The 19,890-nt window shown below is 68.7% G+C and carries 17 protein-coding genes; 8 read left to right on the top strand and 9 right to left on the bottom strand.

Going from position 1 to position 19,890, the window contains the following annotated elements; genetic code table 11:
• The first annotated feature begins 80 nt into the window (after nt 1–80).
• Nucleotides 81–491 (top strand): winged helix-turn-helix transcriptional regulator, encoded by a 411-nt coding sequence (locus EV652_RS20260; RefSeq protein WP_242001876.1) that lies wholly within the window; start codon nt 81–83, stop codon nt 489–491.
• A 74-nt stretch (nt 492–565) separates the two neighbouring features.
• On the opposite strand, the gene EV652_RS20255 is transcribed toward EV652_RS20260, so the two are convergent.
• The 3 genes from EV652_RS20255 to pepN all read right to left on the bottom strand — a co-directional run bounded on the left by EV652_RS20255 (nt 566) and on the right by pepN (nt 5,271).
• A complete protein-coding gene (locus EV652_RS20255; protein ID WP_132210721.1) occupies nt 566–979 on the bottom strand; it encodes a hypothetical protein in 414 nt (137 codons plus the stop codon).
• A 273-nt stretch (nt 980–1,252) separates the two neighbouring features.
• The gene (gene sepH / locus EV652_RS20250; RefSeq protein WP_132210720.1) at nt 1,253–2,626 is read right to left on the bottom strand and encodes a septation protein SepH; all 1,374 of its coding nucleotides are present in this window, start codon (nt 2,624–2,626) and stop codon (nt 1,253–1,255) included.
• A 188-nt stretch (nt 2,627–2,814) separates the two neighbouring features.
• Nucleotides 2,815–5,271 carry an aminopeptidase N gene (pepN, locus tag EV652_RS20245; RefSeq protein ID WP_132210719.1) on the bottom strand — a complete coding sequence of 819 codons (2,457 nt, stop codon included), beginning with the start codon at nt 5,269–5,271 and terminating at the stop codon, nt 2,815–2,817.
• Nucleotides 5,272–5,305: 34 nt separating this feature from the next.
• Between pepN and EV652_RS20240 the strand changes: the two genes are divergently transcribed.
• Nucleotides 5,306–6,250, top strand: a complete 945-nt coding sequence (locus EV652_RS20240) for an aldo/keto reductase (protein ID WP_199238285.1) — start codon at nt 5,306–5,308, stop codon at nt 6,248–6,250.
• Nucleotides 6,251–6,365: 115 nt separating this feature from the next.
• Nucleotides 6,366–7,127, top strand: a complete 762-nt coding sequence (locus tag EV652_RS20235; protein WP_132210718.1) for a YaaA family protein — start codon at nt 6,366–6,368, stop codon at nt 7,125–7,127.
• A gap of 394 nt (nt 7,128–7,521) precedes the next feature.
• Here the strand turns inward: EV652_RS20235 and EV652_RS20230 are convergent, their stop codons facing one another.
• Nucleotides 7,522–8,850: an acetamidase/formamidase family protein gene (locus EV652_RS20230; protein ID WP_132210717.1), complete on the bottom strand. Its 1,329-nt coding sequence runs from the start codon at nt 8,848–8,850 to the stop codon at nt 7,522–7,524.
• 182 nt (nt 8,851–9,032) lie between these two features.
• On the opposite strand from EV652_RS20230, the gene EV652_RS20225 reads away from it, so the two are divergent.
• Both EV652_RS20225 and EV652_RS20220 read left to right on the top strand, forming a co-directional pair.
• Nucleotides 9,033–9,848 (top strand): oxygen-binding di-iron domain-containing protein, encoded by an 816-nt coding sequence (locus EV652_RS20225; RefSeq protein WP_132210716.1) that lies wholly within the window; start codon nt 9,033–9,035, stop codon nt 9,846–9,848.
• 113 nt (nt 9,849–9,961) lie between these two features.
• The gene (locus EV652_RS20220; RefSeq protein ID WP_132210715.1) at nt 9,962–10,591 is read left to right on the top strand and encodes an HNH endonuclease family protein; all 630 of its coding nucleotides are present in this window, start codon (nt 9,962–9,964) and stop codon (nt 10,589–10,591) included.
• Between the two features lies 1 nt (nt 10,592).
• Here the strand turns inward: EV652_RS20220 and EV652_RS20215 are convergent, their stop codons facing one another.
• Both EV652_RS20215 and EV652_RS20210 read right to left on the bottom strand, forming a co-directional pair.
• Nucleotides 10,593–11,549 carry an HVO_A0114 family putative DNA-binding protein gene (locus tag EV652_RS20215; RefSeq protein ID WP_132210714.1) on the bottom strand — a complete coding sequence of 319 codons (957 nt, stop codon included), beginning with the start codon at nt 11,547–11,549 and terminating at the stop codon, nt 10,593–10,595.
• A 218-nt stretch (nt 11,550–11,767) separates the two neighbouring features.
• Nucleotides 11,768–12,700: a DUF389 domain-containing protein gene (locus EV652_RS20210; protein WP_132210787.1), complete on the bottom strand. Its 933-nt coding sequence runs from the start codon at nt 12,698–12,700 to the stop codon at nt 11,768–11,770.
• A 122-nt stretch (nt 12,701–12,822) separates the two neighbouring features.
• On the opposite strand from EV652_RS20210, the gene EV652_RS20205 reads away from it, so the two are divergent.
• Nucleotides 12,823–14,244, top strand: coding sequence for an APC family permease (locus EV652_RS20205; protein WP_132210713.1), 1,422 nt, complete (start codon nt 12,823–12,825; stop codon nt 14,242–14,244).
• On the opposite strand, the gene EV652_RS20200 is transcribed toward EV652_RS20205, so the two are convergent.
• Nucleotides 14,186–15,385 carry a Cmx/CmrA family chloramphenicol efflux MFS transporter gene (locus tag EV652_RS20200; protein ID WP_132210712.1) on the bottom strand — a complete coding sequence of 400 codons (1,200 nt, stop codon included), beginning with the start codon at nt 15,383–15,385 and terminating at the stop codon, nt 14,186–14,188. The genes EV652_RS20205 and EV652_RS20200 overlap by 59 nt on opposite strands.
• A 228-nt stretch (nt 15,386–15,613) precedes the next feature.
• On the opposite strand from EV652_RS20200, the gene EV652_RS20195 reads away from it, so the two are divergent.
• A complete protein-coding gene (locus EV652_RS20195) occupies nt 15,614–16,228 on the top strand; it encodes a rhomboid family intramembrane serine protease (protein ID WP_132210711.1) in 615 nt (204 codons plus the stop codon).
• Nucleotides 16,229–16,237: 9 nt separating this feature from the next.
• On the opposite strand, the gene EV652_RS20190 is transcribed toward EV652_RS20195, so the two are convergent.
• On the bottom strand, nt 16,238–17,158 hold the full coding sequence (locus EV652_RS20190; protein WP_132210710.1) for a threonine/serine dehydratase: 921 nt from the start codon (nt 17,156–17,158) through the stop codon (nt 16,238–16,240).
• A gap of 17 nt (nt 17,159–17,175) precedes the next feature.
• Between EV652_RS20190 and EV652_RS20185 the strand changes: the two genes are divergently transcribed.
• Entirely contained in the window at nt 17,176–19,089 is a 1,914-nt protein-coding gene (locus EV652_RS20185; RefSeq protein ID WP_255512611.1) for a propionyl-CoA synthetase, read from the top strand.
• A gap of 6 nt (nt 19,090–19,095) precedes the next feature.
• Here the strand turns inward: EV652_RS20185 and EV652_RS20180 are convergent, their stop codons facing one another.
• Nucleotides 19,096–19,872: an alpha/beta fold hydrolase gene (locus tag EV652_RS20180; RefSeq protein ID WP_242001875.1), complete on the bottom strand. Its 777-nt coding sequence runs from the start codon at nt 19,870–19,872 to the stop codon at nt 19,096–19,098.
• Nucleotides 19,873–19,890 lie beyond the last annotated feature (18 nt).

Genomic DNA, 19,890 nt, shown 5'->3' with positions numbered 1-19,890 from the left:
CGTTTTGGTTGACTGACGAGGACGCTACTTGCGCTGGCATAGTAGGTACCTAGAGGAAAGTATTGGCAGAAGGGGTTGTTGTGACCGACGGCACAGTGGCTGAGTGGCGGGCTCGCGGTGGGGACGTCGATCCGGTGCAGGCGTGTCCGATCGCGCCGGTGGTCGACGTGGTGTTCAGCCGCTGGACGACGCCGATCCTGTGGACGCTGAACGAGTTCGGCCGGCAGCGGTTCGTGGAGCTCGAGCGGCGGATCGGGGTGATCACGCCGAAGGTGCTGACGCAGCGGCTGCGGCAACTGGAGCGGGACGGGCTGATCGGGCGGACGTACTACCCGGAGGTGCCGCCGCGGGTCGAGTACGAGATCAGCGACCTGGGTCGCAGCCTCGCGCCCCTGTTCCAGTCACTGGTCGAGTGGTCGCCCAACCTGGCGAAGGTCGAGGAAGCCCGCCGCCGCTACGACACCCACGAACCACCCCACCGCCGCCCCTGACCCTCAGCGACTTTCTGCACGGTTCGAGTACGCCGAGGCGCCCGGCGTACTCGAGTGGTGCACAAAGTGGTGCTTCAGGCGACGCCGACGAGGACTCGGTCGGGGGTCTGGACCTGGTCGAGCAGGGTGAAGAAGTGGGTGGCCGCGTCGGGGAGGCGGAGCAGGCCGGCCTCGTGGGCCTGCCAGCCGAACAGGAGCTCGCCGTCGATGGTGCGTTCGTCGAGCGGTACGGCGTACCGGCTGAGGGTGACCCGGGTCGGGCCGGTCTGCGGGTGGTGGTCACCGCAACCGCACTCGGCGGCGATGGTGATCGCGGTCAGCGCGTCGGGGGAGAAGCGGCTCATCCGCAGCGTCGTACCGCGCGCGGTGAACCGGGCGATTGTTGCGTCGGGCAACTGAACGAGCAGCTCCACCGGTACGGCGTGGGAGCCGGGCAGCAGGCGGAGGCCGCGGGACGCGAGCAGATCGGCAAAGGCCGGGAGATTCATGCGGAAGATCCTGTGAGTGCTGGTGTCGGCGGGCGGGCCACGGAAAGGGGCAGGGCCTCGTGCGCCGGGAGACGGCGCGCGTCAGCGACGACAACAACAACAGCAGCACAGAATCTGCATGCCGAAGATCATGACAGTTCGCTCCGTGGATGCCAAACACCGTCCGCCATCCGGGACAACTGTCCGTGATGTGTCAACAAGGCCGCCACCGAGTCGCGGATTTCTGCTCCGGATCCGGTCGTTCGACGACCGAAATCCACGACTCGACGAGGATCAGTCGGCCTTCTTGCCGAACATGATTTCGTCCCAGCTGGGGACGCTGGCGCGCTTGGCGTTGCGGCGGGCCGGCTTCTTCTTGGGCTCGGCGGGAGTCTCTTCGGTGGCCGGCTCAGCGCTGGCGGCGGGCTCACCAGCCGAGCTTGCCGCCGGCGAGGGTGCAGGCTCGGACGCGGGCTTGGATGCGGGCTTGGCCTGGACAGGCTCCGGCTCCGGAGTCGGCTGCGCGGGCGCTTCGACCGGCGCGGCCGGGGTGGCACGCTCTTCGGGCGCGCGCCGTGCCGGAGCACTGCGGTCGGGCGCCGGAGTCCGGTCGGGTGCGGCGCGGCGCTCGGTGAACGGGTTCTCCGGGGCGGCTCTTTCCTCCGGAGGAGCGAAGGTGGCAGCTTCCGCCGGAAGCTCACTGGGACGCTCCACGGCGCGGACCGCCGGACGCAGGGCCGGCGGCTGCTCGACCGGTACGTCGATCAGCGTCGGCTCGGTGTCCGGGTCGGGGACCGAGTGCACCCGGCGCGGGCCGCGCTCGGGCTCTCGGGGCGTGTCGCGGGCGGCGAACCCCTCGCGCTCACGCCCGGCATCGCGGGAAGGATCACGCCCGGTGTCGCGGGCGGCAGGGTTGTTTCTGCGGGGCAGGCTGACGGTGTCCTCGAAGCCGGCCTCGTAGCTGTCGGCGCCGTGGTCCGGCGCGACGGACAGGTCGATGTCGGCAACCGCGGACAGTCGGCGCTCACCAGGCTGATGGGTCGGCTGCACCGGCGGCGCCAACACCTGGGCCTGCTCGCCGACCAGCCAGCGAGCCTCGTCGTCGTCCGGGACCGCGTACCGACCGGGAGCGTCGTACGCGAACATCGCGATCTTTTCTTCCTTCTGCTCCGCCTCGTCGACGCTCTCGACGAAGTAGGAGACACGCACCGCCCAGCGGCCGTCGTCACGCCGCCACGCGTCCCACTCGGCCGACGCCGGGTCGACCTGGCGGGTGCGGAGCCGATCGGTGACCCAGGCACCGAGGTTGCGGGTCGGAGCGTCGGCACCGCCACGACGACGGACGGAGGCGCGCTGCGCGAGGCTGGCGATGTGGTCGCGCTCGGCCAGGACCGGGCCGGCGAACGCCATCACGCGTTCCATCGGCATCTGGGCGACGGCTGCGACCGCCTCGGGACTTTCGCCGGCGCGGATACGAGCCTGGATGTCTCGTGGGCGCAGCGCGCTCTCCATTTGAATCTCCAGCTGGCCGAGTCGGGCACGGTCGCCGCGGAGGGCCGCACGCAACCGGTCGTCGACCGGGATGGCGAACTCCTCACCCGTCTCTGCCAGCGCCAGGATGAGTTGCTTGCCATCCTGGCTCAGACCGACGAGCCTCGCCTCGCGCATTGCCTTTGTTCTCCTGTGCGGTTCTCGACAGTCTCTCCCGGGACGTGCTGCCTGACCAAGACCGGCGCGCCGTGCCGCCCGGTCATTGTGGAGGTTACGTCACGAAATCACATCTTGCCTGGTCACCAGGGTCCTCCTGATCACACCAGTCACAGTAGTCACAACACGGTGTGACCGCGACTCACTTGTCAGCTGCCGAACGCCGAACGCACCGCAAGAGCACGCTTCAGGTCGTCCACACTGTCGCCGACCGACCGCCGGATGCCGGCCGCGACCGACTCGTCCGCGACCAGGTCCGCGGCCCGCGAGACGGTCGGCTGCTCGACGGCGTACCGGGGGAAGGCGAGCTTCGCGCTTTGGGCGACCACCCAGCCGGATCGCAGCTTCTCGGTGCCGGCGATCTCGGCGAAGTACCGGTCCACGTACGGCGCGCTGAGCTCGACCTGACCGGGGTGCCAGAAGCCTTCGCACGCGGCGTAGAGCTCGTAGTTCGCGACGTCGGCGTCGGTCGTGATCAGCGTCCAGGCCCGCTCCTTGGCCTCCGGCGTCGGCAGCGCGGCACGGCAGCGGACCGCGTGGACGACGCCCTCGGACGACGTGTCGCGCTTGAGTTCGGCGTCGATCTCCGCGTCGCCGACGGCACCGAGCCGGGCGAGCTGGAGCAGAACCGTCCACCGCAGGTCCACGTCCATCGCGAGCCCGACCGGCACACCTTCACCGTTGAGCCAGCCCGTCAGCACGCCGACGTCGTCGGCGAACCGCACGTACCCACGGGCCACCGCCAGCTGCAGGCTGCTCCCGGCCGGCGCGGTCTGCAGCCGGGCACCGAGCGCCTCGGCCAGCTGACCGCGGTACGGCTCGTAGGGGAGGTAGACGCCGAGCAGGTGCGAGTTCGCCCAGCCGACCATCGTGCCGACTGCGATGTCGCTGGTCTCCTGCGGCAGCATCCCGATCAGGACGTCGAACCCGAGCTTCGGGTCGAGCTCGGCGTCGGCGACGGCGTCGCGGATGCTGTTGAGTACGACGGCCCGCGTCACGCCGTCCGAGATCTTCGGCAGCACCGACGCCAGGTTCGCCAGACTGTCCGCGTCGAGCCGGATCTTGGCCCAGGTGTCGTCACCCGCGTCCGGGATCACCACCGCGGCGGACGGGTCGAGGGGGACCTCCACCTCGTCCGCGTCCAGCAGTACGTCGACCGTCGTACCGCGGCCGTCCGCGTCGTACCCGCCGACCGTCAGCTTGTGCGGACGCTGAGCCGGGAAGGCGGCCGGGGCGACCCGGCGCAGCGTGATCCCGGTGTCGGTGCGCGACGCGCTGATCGTGTCGAGGCCCGGGGTGCGGAGCCAGTGCTGCGCCCAGTTGTCGAGGTCGACCGCGCCGGCCTCGGTCCACTTGGCGACCAGGTCACCGAACGTCGCATTGCCGAACTCGTTCGACTGGATGTGCGCCCGGACGCCTGCCAGGAAGACGTCGTCGCCGAGGTAGGCGGCGAGCTGCTTGAGGACCGCGGCGCCCTTGGCATAGGAGATGCCGTCGAAGTCGTCGAGTGAGGCGAGCGCGTCCTTGACCGGGTCGGCCGCGACCGGGTGAGTGGACGACCGCTGGTCGGCCTGCAGACCCCACCACTTCCGGATGAAGGCGAAGTCGATCCAGTTGTCGGTGTACCGCGTCGCATCGGTCGAGACCCGGTGGGCCATGTACTCGGCGAACGACTCGTTCAGCCAGAGGTCGTTCCACCACTCCATCGTGACGATGTCGCCGAACCACTGGTGCGCCATCTCGTGGACGACGGTCCGGGCCCGGCTGCTGCGCTCGCCATCGGTCACGGCCGACCGGAACACCATCGGGTCGCGGAAGGTCACGCAGCCCGGGTTCTCCATCGCGCCGGCGTTGAACTCGGGCACGAAGGCCTGGTGGTACTCACCGAACGGGTACCGGTAGCCGAACATCCGGTGGTACTCGTCGAACGACTGCTTGGACACCGTGAAGATGTCCTCGGCCTCCCGCTCCAGCGCCTCCTTCAGAGACTGCCGCGCCACCACGCTCAGCGGGATCCCGTCGTGCTCGTCGCTGATCTGGTGGTACGGCCCGGCCACGACAGTGACGAAGTACGTCGACAGCGGCGGCGTTTCGGCCAGCTCCCAACGACCGGGGGAGACCTGGGTAGCCGCGCCGTTCCCGAGCACCAGCCACTCCGGCGGCGCGGTGACCTTCATCCGGTACGGCGCCTTGAGGTCGGGCTGGTCGAAACACGCGAAGATCCGCGGCGCCGCGTCCAGGAACGACATCGCGTAGGTGTAGACGAGACCGTCGGCGGCGTCGACCGCTCGGTGCAGTCCCTCACCGTCGTGTGAGTAGAGCATCGACGCGACCACGACCAGTTCGTTGTCCGGCTGCAGGTCGGTCAGCTCGAGCCGGCCGTCGTTCAGCCCGGCGACGTCGACCGCCGTGCCGTTCAGGGTCACGGAGACGAGCTCGTCCGGTTTCACGTCCAGCCAGGTGGTCGTACTGGCGGCGGTGAACCTGATCGTGGTGGTGGATCCGAACGTTCGCTCGCCCTGGGTCAGGTCGAGGTCGACGTCGTAGGAGTGGACGGAGAGCGCGGCGGCCCGGGTACGGGCGCCGTCGACGGTGAGACTCGGCATGCTGGCAACTCTATGCCGTCACTAGGCTGTACACATGACGGATATGGAGTACCGGCAGCTGGGTGACTCCGGCCTCACGGTCAGCGTGGTGGGACTGGGCTGCAACAACTTCGGGCGGCGCCTCGACGCGACCCGGACGGACGCGGTGGTGAACGCCGCGGTGGACGCGGGGATCACGCTGTTCGACACCGCCGACATCTACCGCGGTGAGCACGGGTACAGCGAGGAGCTGCTCGGCAAGGCACTCGGCAGCCGCCGCGACGAGGTGATCGTCGCGACCAAGTTCGGCGGTGACATGCAGGGGGCGAACGGCCCGGACTGGGGTGTCCGCGGTTCCCGCCGGTACATCCGCAAGGCGGTCGAGTCGAGCCTGCAGCGGCTCGGCACGGACTGGATCGACCTCTACCAGCTGCACTTCCCGGACCAGGTCACCCCGATCGAGGAAACTCTCGCGGCCCTCACCGAACTGGTTGCCGAGGGCAAGGTCCGGTACATCGGCAGCTCCCAGTTCGCCGGCTGGCAGGTGATCGACGCCGACTGGGCCGCCCGGACCGCCGGTCTGGAGCACTTCATCAGCGCGCAGAACCAGTACTCCTTGCTCGATCGCGACGTCGAGGACGAACTGGTCCCGGCCTGTGAGCACCTCGGCATCGGTATCCTGCCGTTCTTCCCGCTCGCCTCCGGTCTGCTCACCGGTAAGTACAAGCGCGGCGAGGAGGCTCCCGAAGGCAGCCGGTTGGCGACTCAGCCGGAGCGGCTGGCGCGGGCGGACTTCGACAAGATCGAAGCGCTCGAGACGTTCGCGGCCGAGCGGGACCTTAGCCTGATCGACGTCGCCATCGGCGGTCTCGCGGCGCAGCCGGCGGTCGCGTCGGTGATCGCCGGCGCGACCAAGCCGGAGCAGATCGCGCAGAACGTCGCCGCCGGCCTGTGGGACCCGACCGCCGCCGACCTGGCCACTCTGGACGAGCTCACGTGACTGTGTTGAACGCCGCACCTCCGGCAGGGGTGTCATGGGGCTTCAACTCCCAGCCTTCCCTCGTCCCTCCGGTCGCTGCGCTCCCTCCGCTCCTCAGTCCAGGCAGGGAGGCCCCGTGACCCTAATCCTGCTGCCGCCGTCCGAGGGCAAGACCGGACGATCCCGCGGACGCGCCGTCGACCACGCGTCGCTGTCGTTCCCGGAACTGACTCCCGTCCGCGAGCAGGTCCTCGACACGTTGGCGAAGGTCTCGGCTTCCTCCGACGCGTACGACGTACTGGGGGTCGGCGCTTCGCTCCAGCATGAGGTCGACCGGAACACCCGCTGGCGCACCGAGCCGGCCGTTCCGGTGTCGGAGCTGTACTCGGGAGTGCTGTACGACGCTCTCGGCTACTCCACCTTGTCGGCCGGTAGCAAGCGCCGGGCCGGCAATCGTCTGCTCGTTGTGTCCGCCGCCTGGGGCGCATTGCGGATGGCCGATCGCGTCCCGCCGTACCGGCTCTCCATGGGTACGACGTTGCCCGGCCTCGGACCGCTCGCGTCGGTGTGGCGCGACCCGCTGGCCGCCGTGCTGGCTGAGACCGACGGGGTGATCGTCGACTGCCGCTCGTCCACCTATGTCTCCGCTTGGCGTCCGAGCGGCGTCCAGGCCGCCAAGTGGGTCTCGGTGAACGTCGTCCGCGAACGCGGCGGGGTGCGCTCAGTTGTCTCACACAACGCAAAGCACACCCGCGGCCTGGTCGCCCGCCAACTCCTTGAATCAGGCAAGGATCCGGGTACGCCGAAGTCGCTGCACAAACTGGTGAGCGAACGCTGGAACGCAGAGCTCGACCGTACCGGCGCCGGCTGGACCTTGACCGTGGTCGAACACGACTAGGACAGCTGTGGTCACGTCGTCAGACGACGAACGTGGTGGGCTGCTCGAGTGGGGCGCTGCTCCGGGCTGCTTGATCGTGCTGATCGCCGGAGGCTTGGACAGGTAACGGTGGGCCGGGACCTGCTATTTCTTGTCCCAGCCCACGACAGGGTGTCCCCACCCCCAAGTCCAGGCCCTCTCACCAACACCTACCCCCATCCGCGACCCGCTCACGGTGGTCACCCAGATCCACGATCTGTTCACCGTGATTGCTCAGGTGGGTGTGACCATTCGGGTGAGCTGCACCACGACTGGCACGATCGGGCAGCCCGGAACAGCGCCACCACAATTCGTGTTGCCGAACCACCCGCCCACATTTGTCGGGGGTAACCCACGCCCGGTCTGAAGGAGGCGACTAGTTGAAGTCGGACTTGCGGATGACGGCGTGGACGCCGGTGGTTCGGTCGACGACCTGGGAGACCTCGAAGTCGGCCGCAGCTGAGAGATAGGCGTACGCGGTTGCCCGGTCCATGCCCTGGTCGGTTTCGAGGAAGTCGAGGGCGTTCACGACCGCGCGACGCATGGCGATGTTCAGGTCGTTGCCTTGACCGTTCTGGCTGCCGTCGGGGTCAGACAGGCCGATCGGGACCCAAGCGTCCGGCGTCTCCGCGAACGGGTACCCGAATGCCACCGACGGCGCGTCACCCGAGCCCTTCTTGCAGACTGTCAGCCGGAAGGTAGCCCGCAGAGAACCCTCCAGCGCGGTGAGCGCGACCTCGCCGTTCCCCATCGCGAAGTGCGGGTCGCCGACGTGGAACAGCGCGCCCTCGGCGAACACTGGCAGATAGAACGCGGACCGGACGCCCAGCAGATTGATGTCGATGTTCCCGCCGCCGAGCGTCGGCGGGATCGAGTTCAGCTCCGGCGCTGTCGGCGACGCCGAGCCGGCGAAGGCGACACCCATCAGCCCCATGAACGGGTTCAGCGGGAAGGTCACCTCGCGCCGCTTGCCGCGCGCCATCACCCCGCGCCCGCCACGGACCGGCGTGAACACCGACACGTTGCCGTAGCGGGTCGGGTCGCCGGTCTCTCGGCCATCCGTCTCCACCGGCGGCATGATCTCGTCGATCGTGATCCCAGCTGGGACAGCGCCGCCGGCCAACCGGGGGAGTGCTCCCTTCCCGTGCCGGCTGGATACCACGCCGTACGGGACGCGCGGGAGCATCGACAGCATCTCTACCTTGAGTACGTCGCCAGGTTTCGCGTCCGTGACGAAGATCGGGCCGGTGACGACGTGCGGCCCGTCGACGTCGAAGTTCCGCGTGGTCCGGTCGTAGTCGCGGGCGATGGCGACGGCGTCGTCCAGCACCGACGACCGGGTGACACCGTGCTGGGCGAAGTACTCGACCGGGTCACGGCCTTGGTCCTCGAGGATGCCTTCGTGGGAGACGGTGTCGACGGTGACGGTCTCGCCTGACCTCACGCGCAGTACCGGGGCGCTGTCGATCGACGGGACATAGCCCCACCGGACCTGGTCGGGCGTCGACCGCAGGTAGTGACGGCCGTGGATCGGTCCCTTGCCCGGTTGCAACACCTCCCGCGGTACGGCGGCTTGCGCGGAGCTCGCCGTAGTTGTCGAAGCAGCGACACCGGCGGCGCCCACAGCGGCGGTTGCGCGCAGGAAGTCCCGGCGGCCGAGGCCGGAACGCAGCAGGGCAGCGGCATGCTCACCAATGGTTGCCATCGGCATCTCCTCACTGGATGGTGTCGCCTGTATACCGGAACGGCGTTTCGGCACCATGAAGCCTTGTAAACAGGGGATGTCGGCAGGTTCTTGACAGCGCGCGGCCCGCGGCGGACGCTCCGAAGAGCAGCGGTTTCGCCTTCTCGCCGTGGGTGACGGCGGGACTTCAACGGGGAGTCATCATGCGGATCAACCGTGTCGGCGCTGACATCAGCGTGCTGAGTGACCAACTGCCGGTGCCCGGAATCGGCTTCCTGCCGATCAACGCGTTCGTGTTGCTCGGGGCCGAACCGCTGGTCGTGGACACCGGCTTGAGTCTGCCGGACCGGGGCTTCATGGACGCGCTCGGTTCGGTGGTCGATCCGCAGGACGTCCGGTGGATCTGGCTGACCCACCCGGACCGGGACCACACCGGCTCGCTGTTCGACCTGCTCGAAGCGGCACCGCAGGCGCGCCTGATCACGACTTTCATCGGCGCCGGGATCATGTCGACCGAGCGGCCGCTGCCGATGGACCGGCTCTATCTGCTGAATCCCGGCCAGTCGCTCTCGCTGGGGGACCGGACAGTCACCGCCTTCCGGCCGCCGTTGTACGACAGCCCGGCGACCGTCGGCTTCTACGACGATCGCTCGCGCGCGTGCTTCAGTTCCGACTGTTTCGGCTCGCCGATGCCGACGTCGGAGCTCGCCGACTGCGGTGATGTCAGCGATGCTCCGCGCGACGCGCTCCGCGGTGGACAGCTTCTGTGGGCAACGCTCGACAGCCCCTGGGTGCACAACGTCGACCAGGACGCGTTCCGGCGTACCATCCAGCCGCTGAGGGAGATGGATCCAGACGTCATTCTCAGCACCCACCTGCCGCCCGCGCCGGGACACACGACGGAATTCCTGGATCTGCTCGAGACGGCACCGCAGTCCGATCCGTTCGTCGGACCGGACCAGCACGCCTTGGAGGAGATGCTGGCCGGCTTCGAGCCGGCGGCACCGACACCGGCCTGAGCGGGAGCGTTCACACGGCTTTCATCGGTGAGTGGTTTCTTACGGCGCGTGATCGGGGAAGGCTGAGGGCAGCACGTCAGGGGGGACCGCCCGACCCTTCGGAGGCCTGACTGATGCGACGTTTCACCACTTTGATGATCACTGCCGTCGCCATGGTGACGGCGTGGGCGCTGAGCGCCGGACCGGCGCTGGCCTACCCACCGACCCCGCCGTCGGCCAGTACGGCGGCCACTCAGTTGGCGGGGCTCACGGTCAAAGCCGAGGGCTCCACCACCGGCTACAGCCGGGACCTGTTCCCACACTGGATCACCCAGTCCGGCACCTGTGACACCCGCGACGAGGTGCTCAAGCGTGACGGCACCGGCGTCACGGTCGACAGCCAGTGCGAGCCGACGGCCGGCCGCTGGTACAGCGTGTACGACGCCACCTGGGTCGAGGACGACTCGTCGATCGACATCGACCACATCGTTCCGCTCGCCGAGGCATGGAAGTCCGGTGCGAACGCCTGGAGCACCTCCCACCGTCAGCAGTTCGCCAACGACCTGACCATCTCGCAGCTGATCGCGGTCACCGCGTCGAGCAACCGTTCGAAGAGTGACAGCGACCCGTCCGAGTGGAAGCCGACGAACGCCTCGGTGCACTGCATCTACGCACGCGAATGGATCTGGGTGAAGCACACCTACGGCCTCTCGCTGCAGTCGGCGGAGAAGACCGCCCTCCAGCAGATGCTCGGCACCTGCTGAGTCAGTCGTCGAGGTCTTCGAGCAGATGGCGGCGCTGGGCGTGGATCCCGGCCTGGAACCGGGTCCGCGCACCCAGCGTCTCCATCAGCTCAGCGACCCGGCGCCCGACCGTGCGGCTGCTGAGCGCGAGCTGCCGTGCGATCGCGTCGTCCTTGAACCCGGCGGCGAGCAACGTCATCAACCGCGCGTCCAGCGGATCCGTCTTGGCCGGCGGCACCACCGGCACGGCCTGACCCCACAGCAGCGTGAACATCTCGATCAGCGCGTCCAGCAGCGCACACGGATGGACGACGAGCGCACTGTCGACCAACTGGTCGACCGCCAATGGCAGCAGCGCCACCCTGCGGTCGAACACGGCCAGCTTCATCGGCACCTGTGGATGCACCCGTGACGTCTCGCCGGCATCGGCCGCGCTGAACGCCTCGTCCACACCGCCCGGCACGTCGAGGGAGTCGGGGGAGTAGATGCCCTGGACAACCACACCTTCGCTGAGCAGCCCACGGACCCGAGGGTCGGACTCGCCCGGCCGCGACGCGTACGGCGGCCGGTCCAGCACCAGCAACTGCTCACGCGTCCCGTTCAGCAACTGCGCGAACCGGGCCGCGATCGCCTCCTGCCCGACGATCACCTCGACCAGGTTCTCCGGCCGATGCTGTTCCTGCGCCCGCAGTTCGGAGAGCATCACCCGTGCCTCGGCGCGAACCCGGTCCAGCTCGGCACGCCGTACGGCGACCAACGCGTCGACCGCGACATCAGGGCGGGTCGGCAACAGGCGTGGCGGGAAGTCGGCGGTGGTCGTCAGCAACCCGAGCTCCTCGAGTCGCTCGACCGTCGCGAGGACCTCTTTCTCGTCCCGATCGAGACGCTTGGCGAACTCGGTCAGGTCGCACCCCGGAGCGGCAAGCAGCGCGCGGTAGGCCTGTTCGTCCGCCGGTTCCACCCCCAGCGACTCCAGCATCCATCCCTCCAGTACGACCGGATCCCGGACAGGCTATCTCGTCTCCCGAGCGACCGGGCATTCGTTTTCCCGGGTGTGGCGACTTCGCGCCATGTCCGACATACGTCAATCGAACTCGTGGTGCGGAGGGCCCCCGAATGGGGTACGACTAGCTGAGCAGGGCGCGCGCGGACCGGACAGGGGACGCCCGGTCAAGCCTCAACGCGCGCGCCCGCGCCTTACTTGCTCTTCACCCGCAGGTACATCCGCCAGATGCGCCGCTGCACCAGCAGCGTCGCCACGCCGGCCGCGGTCATCCCGGCGAGGTTGATCCCGAGCTGCGCCGCGGCGCCCCCGATATGCTGCGGCGCCCACAACGCGAGCGACAACGCCAGGTCCCCGGCGGCAGGCACCGTGGTCACCGAGATGAACACGCCGACCAGTGCGTTCGACCGCCCGGCCGTCTGCGACAGCACGCCCGCACATCCGGCCAGTACGGCGACCACGGCCGACCACTTGTCCGGCCGCCAGATGAACCCGGTCAACGGGCGCGCGCCCGTCACGTCACCGATATCGATCCAGCCGACCGCGCGGGCGAGCAGCGCCGCGAGGGTGGTGAGCAGGATCGCCAGCAGGAACCCCTGCGCCAGCAGCCGCGCCGATCGCCAGGTCAGACCGGCATTCCGCAGCGCGATGCCGACGGCCAGCGCCGCGACCACTCCGAACTCGGGGCCGACGACCATCGCGCCGACGACCAGGATCGCCGAATCGGTGACCACGGCAACGGCCGCGATCATCGTCGCGAGCGTGAGGAAGGCGTAGTACACCCACGAGCCCTTGGCCTCGTTGTAGGCGTTGTCGACGACCGCGTCCCAGATGACCGCGTCGTCCGGTGCGCCCGGCGCCGCTTTCTCGGTCTCGCGGGCGTTCCGGGAGGGGGCGGCGTCGACCAGCGCCATCGCGACCGAGCCTTCGTCGTACAGGCCCTGGTCCTTGAGCCAGCCGAGGATCTCCGAGGTCGCCTCCCGGGTGACGTCGCACTCGATCACGTCGCCCTTGGGCCGTTGTGCCGCCCCGGGGAGCCGGACGATGCTGGTCACCCGTGGGTCGTCGACGAGCGTGTCCAGGACGCGCTCGGTGCGATCCGGTGGGACGATGAGACGAAGGTGCATCACGGGCCACATGGTCGCAGGCCGCCGGTCACCTTCCGGTTACAGGCTGGCCGAGGTCACAGAAAGTGCTGGCTGATGCACCCCGGGTGTGGTCGACTATCGGACCGATCCAGGGAGGCAGCATGAGTGAGAGTACGAGCGCAAGCGCCGCCGCACCGAAGGCAGGTGAGCGCCCTGAACTGAAACGGGTGATGGGCCCGGGACTGTTGCTGCTGTTCGTGGTCGGCGACATCCTCGGCACCGGCGTGTACGCACTGACCGGAAAGGTGGCCGGCGAGGTCGGCGGCGCGGTTTGGCTGCCGTTCCTGTGCGCCTTCATCGTGGCGCTGCTGACCGCCACCAGCTATCTGGAACTCGTCACCAAGTACCCGCGGGCCGGCGGTGCCGCGGTCTACACGCACAAGGCGTTCGGGATCCACTTCCTCACCTTCCTGCTCACCTTCGCGGTGATGTGCTCCGGCCTCACCTCGGCGTCGAGCGCGTCGAAGGCGTTCGCGGCGAACTTCTTCTCCGCCGCGGACATCGACGCCGAGCGCGGCTCGCTGCTGATGATCACCTCGCTCAGCTTCATGGCGCTGATCGCGCTGGTGAACCTGCGCGGTGTCGGCGAGAGCGTGAAGGCGAACGTCGTGCTGACCTGTGTCGAGCTCAGCGGCCTGCTGATCGTGATCGCGATCGGTGTCTGGGCGATCGGCAGCGGCGACGGCGATACGTCGCGGCTGACCGAGTTCAACACCCCGTCGGGTGAATCCGCCTTCGGCTCCGTCACCGCGGCGACCGCGCTGGCGTTCTTCGCGATGGTCGGCTTCGAGGACTCGGTGAACATGGCCGAGGAGACCAAGGACCCGGTCCGGATCTTCCCGAAGGTCATGCTCATCGGTCTGTGCGCCACCGGCCTCATCTACGTCCTGGTCGCGATCTCGGCAGTCGCCTTGGTCTCGCCCGAGGATCTGAACGAGGGATCCACACCGCTGCTGAAGGTGGTCTCGGCCGGCGCCCCGGGCTTCCCGCTCGAGGTCTTCGCCTGGATCACCATGTTCGCGGTCGCCAACTCGGCGCTGATCAACATGCTGATGGCGAGCCGGCTGCTGTACGGCATGTCGCACGAGCAGGTCCTGCCCGGTCCGCTCGGCCGGGTGCTGCGCAAGCGTCGTACGCCGTGGATCGCGATCCTGTTCACCACGCTGCTCGCGTTCTTCCTGATCGGGTACGCCGACCTGGCCGCGCTCGGTGGCACGACGGCGCTCCTGCTGCTGTGCGTGTTCGCGATCGTGAACGTCGCCGTCCTGGTGCTGCGCAAGGACCGGATGGAGCACAAGCACTTCCGCGCACCGACCGCGCTGCCGGTGCTGGGCGCCATACTGTGCGCCTACCTGGCCAGCCCGCTGTCCGGGCGGGCGTCGGCCGACTACAAGATCGCCGGCTGGCTGATGCTGATCGGTGTTGGGCTGTGGGCGGTCACCTGGCTGCTGAACAAGTACGTGTTCAAGCGGCACGCCGAGTTCGACCCGAGCCATATCGACCCGAGTGGTCCGGTGAACTGACCGGCAGGAGGGCTGCCACGACGACGGTGCCGAGGGCCGTGAGCCCGGTGGGGACGGCGATCCAGCCGAGTGCGGAGTAATCCGCACCGGCGGCGATCGCCAGACCGCCGAGCCACGGCCCGGCCGTGATTCCGACGTTGAACGCGGAGAAGTTGATCGCCGTCGCCAGAGTAGGGGCGTCGCCGGCCAGGCTGAAGACGCGCGCGTTGAGGGCCGGGTTGGTCGCGAAGCCGAAGCCGCCGAGCAGGACGATGACCGTGATGGCGATGATCGGGTTGCTCGCGGTCAGGGCGAGGATCGTGGACAGCATGGTCAGGCCGGCGATGCCGGCGAAGAGCGTGTGAAAGGGCAGCGCGTCCGCTGTCCGGCCGCCGAGGGTGATGCCGATGAACGAGCCGAGGCCGTAGAGGGCCAGCACGCCCGGCACCGCGGCAGGTGTCAGCCCGGTCGTCTGGATCAGCAGAGGAGCGAGGTAGCTGAAGACCACCAGGATGGTCGTGGTGACCAGTGCGGTGGTGCAGAACGCCAGCCAGAGTCGCGAGTTGGCGAGAGCACGGACCTCGTTACGGAGTCGTGGCGTCTGCTCCGGGTCGGGACGCCCGCCCGGAATGGTTGCCAGGACTCCGGCCATCGCGAGGACGCAGAGTCCGGCGACGGTCCAGAACGCCGTACGCCAGCCGAGGTGCTGGCCCATCATCGTGCCGGCCGGGAGACCGACGATGGTGGCGATGGTGAGTCCGCCGGTAACGACGCTCATCGCCCGAGCACGGCTGTTCGCCGGCACCAGCGCGACCACCGTGACGGCGGCGACGGACCAGAAGCCCGCGTAGACGAAGGCGCCGACGATGCGGGTGGAGAGCAGTACGGCGTAGTTCGGCGTGAGCGCACCGGCGACGTGCGTGAGGGCGAAGATGGCGAGAAAGAGCAGCAGCGCCGTACGACGGGACCAGGTGAGCGTGACGACCGCCAGGACCGGTGCGCCGACCAGCATGCCGACGGCGAACGCGGAGATCAGCAGACCGGCCGCGGGGATCGAGACGTCCAGATCCGCTGACAGCTCAGGCAGCAGCCCGGCGAGCATCAACTCCGACGTTCCCTGAGCGAAGATGCTCAGGCCAAGCACATAGACGGCTACTGGCATCGCGGTTCCCCCACACCTCACTCGGCCTCTCGACTACGGCCCGCCCCATCACCCCGCTCAGGCACGGTGAGTATCCCAAAGATCACCCTGCGCTGTCGCCGCGCCTGCCACAGGTTGAGATTTGAGCGGATACGGCATCGTTGGGGGTATGAACGAGCGGAGCGAGTTCATCATCAAGCAGAGTGCTTGTCGTGCCTCATCCGCGCCCGCAGCGAAGCGAGGACGTGGATGAGTTTTCAGACCCCGGCGAAGCGGACGGGACGGACCGTTGATACGGCCCGGATCGGTAGTGGGCTGAAGTTGCTCGCCCTGCTGGTCGGGCTGATGTGGCTGAGCGAGATCGTCGATACGGCGATGAACGGGGCGCTCGATCAGTACGGGATCCTCTCGCGCGACCCGGAAGGGTTGATCGGCGTCGTCACCGCGCCGTTCCTGCACCTCGGCTTCGGCCACCTGATCTCGAACACGCTGCCGCTGGTCACCCTCGGCGCGTTGATCGCCGTCGGTGGTGCGGCCCGGCTGTTCGCGGTCACCGCGATGGTTACCGTCATCGGCGGCTTCGGCACCTGGCTGATCTCGCCGCCGAACACGATCACGATCGGCGCGAGCGGTCTCGTCTTCGGGTTCGCGTCGTACTTGATCGCGCGTGGGATCTTCAACCGCCGGCTCAGTCAGGTGCTGGTCGGCGTACTCGTGGTGCTGGTGTGGGGGAGTGCTCTGCTCGGCGGTCTCCTGCCGCAGGACGGCATCTCCTGGCAGGGCCACCTGTTCGGCGCGATCGCCGGTGTCGTGGCCGCGTGGGTCCTCGCCGACGACCGGCCGAAACGCAAACCTGTCGTCTGACCGCCCCGGTCAGCTCAGCGTCGACGGGTCTGTGTTGGCCCCACAGACCACGACGACCACCCTTTCACCACCGGCGGGTTGGTAGACGCCCGACGCCAGCGCGGCGTACGCGACCGCCGCTCCGTGCTCGACGGCCAGGTGGTACTGGTGCCAGAGCTCATTGCGAGCGGCAACGATCGCATCCTCGTCGACGAGCAGCGACGGTACGGCGTACTCCCGCGCGGCCGCGAAGGCCAGGTCGCCGAGGCGACGCGCGCCCAGTGAGTCCGCCGCGATGCCACCGACCGGGCCGTCGATCGGTTGACCGGCCGCGAGTGCGCGGTGGAGTGTGGGCGCCAGCTCGGGCTCCACGCCGACGACCTGGGCGTTGTCACCGAGTGCCGTCGCGATACCGGCGATCAGTCCGCCGCCGCCGACCGCAACGAGCACGGTGTCGAACATGCCGGCCTGCTCGAGCAGTTCCAGCCCGAGGGTGCCTTGACCGGCGACGACCTCCGGCTGGTCGTAGGCGTGCAGTAACAGCGCGCCGCTGGCGTCCCGTGCCTCCAGGGCGACTTGGTAGGCCTCGGCGTACTCGTTCCCCACCTGGATCACCTCGGCATCGAGCAGGTGCAGCTTGGCGACCTTCGGGGCCGGTGTAGTCACCGGCACGAAGATCCGTGCGGGCACGCCGAGCTCCCGTGCCGCGTAGGCCGCGGCCAGTCCGGCATTGCCGCCCGAGGCCGCGACGATGCCCTGACCGGTGAGCTCGCCCTTCTCCTTTGCGCTGAGCAACCGGTTGAACGCACCGCGCGGTTTGAACGAGCCGGTGTGCTGCAACAGTTCCAGCTTCAACGTCAGGCCCGGCGCCACCTGGATCACCGGCGTACGCCGTACCCGACCAGCGATCCGCTCCGCCGCTGCCCGCACCTCGTCGCCACTTACCGTCATGCCTCAACCCTGCCACGATGAGTGGAGCCGTCGATGAGGAGGCCAGGCAGATGGGTGCGTACAACGAAAGCTATCGCCGGAGTGTCGATGACCCGGAAGGGTTCTGGCTCGAAGCGGCAGGAGCGATCTCCTGGACGCAAGCGCCGACGCGTGCGCTCGACTCCGTCAACGCACCGTTGTATCGCTGGTTCCCCGACGCTGAGCTGAATACGTCGCACAACGCTCTCGATCGGCATATCGAGGCGGGCCACGGCGACCGGGCCGCATTGATCTACGACTCACCGGTCACCGCGACCAAGCGGACCCTGACGTATCGGCAGTTGCGCGACGAGGTCGCGGTGTTCGCCGGCGCGCTGAGGTCACTCGGTGTCGGCAAGGGCGATCGCGTCATCGTCTACATGCCGATGGTGCCGGAAGCCGCCATCACCATGCTGGCGTGCGCTCGGCTCGGCGCGATCCACTCCGTGGTCTTCGGCGGCTTCGCGCCGAAGGAGCTCGCGGCCCGGATCGACGACGCCACGCCGCGCGTCATCGTGGCCGCGTCCTGCGGTATCGAGCCGACCCGCGTGGTCGAGTACAAGCCGATCATCGACGCCGCCCTCGAGCTCTCCCAGCACCAGCCCGACCACACGATCGTGCTCCAGCGCGAGGCAGCTCTTGCGAAGCTCGGCGACCGCGACCTGGACTGGGCCGAGCTCACGGCCGGCGCGGAACCCGCCGACCCGGTCCCGGTGGTGGCGACCGACCCGCTCTACATCCTGTACACCTCGGGTACGACGGGGAAGCCGAAGGGTGTGGTCCGCGACAACGGCGGTCACGCGGTCGCACTGGCCTGGTCGATGCGCTCGGTCTACGACGTCGGTCCGGGTGACGTGTGGTGGACGGCCTCGGACGTCGGCTGGGTCGTCGGCCACTCCTACATCGTCTACGCACCCCTGCTGGTCGGCGCGACTTCCGTGCTTTATGAGGGGAAGCCGGTCGGTACGCCGGATGCTGGAGCATTCTGGCGGGTCATCTCCGACCACGGCGCGAAGGCGTTGTTCACCGCGCCGACGGCGTTGCGGGCGATCAAGAAGGTGGACCCCTCCGCGGCGGAGTTGGCGAAGTACGACCTCGGCAGCTTCCGCACGCTCTTCCTGGCCGGTGAGCGGCTGGACCCGGAGACCTACCACTGGGCACACGAGCACCTCGGCGTACCGGTGGTGGATCACTGGTGGCAGACCGAGACCGGCTGGCCGATCGCGGCCAACCCGCGCGGCCTCGAACCGTTGCCGACCAAACCCGGCTCAGCCACCGTCCCGATGCCCGGCTGGAACCTGCAGATCCTCGACGCCGCGGGCACCCAACTGCCGCCGGGCGAGGAAGGCGCGATCGCGATCAAGCTGCCGCTGCCGCCGGGCGCGTTGCCGACGCTGTGGGGTGACGACCAGCGCTACATCGACAACTACCTGAGCCGGTACGACGGCTACTACCTGACCGGCGACTCCGGCTACCTCGACGAGGACGGGTACATCTTCGTGATGGGCCGCACCGACGACGTGATCAACGTGGCCGGGCACCGGTTGTCGACCGGCAGCATGGAGGCCGTACTGGCGGCCCATCCCGCTGTGGCCGAGTGTGCGGTGATCGGCGTACACGACCCGTTGAAGGGTCAGCTCCCGCGCGGCCTCGTCGTACTGAAGGCCGGTGCCGACATCGCCGAGGACGTGCTGCGGGAGGAATTGGTGGCTGCGGTACGGCGGGACATCGGGCCGGTGGCCGCATTCCGGGACGTGTCGGTGGTGGAGGCGCTGCCGAAGACGCGGTCGGGGAAGATCCTGCGCAAGACGATGCGTGGGATCGCGGACGGCCGGGACGAGCCGGTGCCGTCGACCATCGAGGATCCCGCCGTACTCGAGGCGCTCCGCCCGATCCTGCGTCAGCCCGACTGACCTGCGTCAGTCCGACTGAGCGAGGAACTCCAGTGCGATCGGTCCGGCGGTGGTGTGGAACTCGTGGAAGTAGGCGTGCCGAGCGCCCGGGATGAGCTCGGCCCGGGCGCCGGGGATGCGATCGGCGAGCAGTGGCGCGTTCGCGGCCGGGCTGAAGACGTCGTCCGTCCCGTGCAGGACGAGCGTGGGAGCTGTGATCCTCGGCAGGTCGTCCCACGCGTCGTGCTTGTTGCTCGCGACCAGGTGCCGGGCCTTCGCGTACGACGGCATGTTCGGGTCACCCAGGACCGGGTGCGGGCCGGGATTCGCCGCTAGCCAGTCAGGCGTGTACATGAGGTCGAGCAGCACCCGGCCCGTCCGCTTGGGGTCGGCGAGCGCGCGGCGGAGCTCCCGGCTTCGCTCGTAGCCGTGTGCCGCGCCGGGTGAGGTGCACCCGAGCACGAGAGCGTTCACGCGGTCGGGGTGGTTGATCGCGACCCACTGCGCGACCCGGCCGCCCATCGACGCTCCATAGATGTGTGCAGTGGCCAGACCGAGGTCGTCCATTACGGCGATGACGTCGTCGGCGAACCCGGGCGTGCTGTAGACCTCGTCCGGCTTGTCGCTGTGCCCGGTGCCGCGCCAGTCGAGGGTGATGGTCCGGTACGACGCCTCGAAGTCGGGACGGACCGGGTTCCACCAGGCGTGGCTATTGGACTGGCCGGCCAGCAGAACGAGCGGTGGCCCGTCGCCCCGGACCTGGTAGGCGATGCGTTGGCCGTCGGCGGTTGTTGCGTGAGGCACGGGAGCAGTCTGCCTGAT

The sequence above is a fragment of the Kribbella steppae genome (assembly GCF_004342025.1).
In the GTDB taxonomy this organism is placed as follows: Bacteria; Actinomycetota; Actinomycetes; order Propionibacteriales; family Kribbellaceae; genus Kribbella; species Kribbella steppae.
The sequence above is the reverse complement of the archived record's forward strand: the minus strand, read 5'-3'. Positions and strand labels throughout refer to the sequence as shown.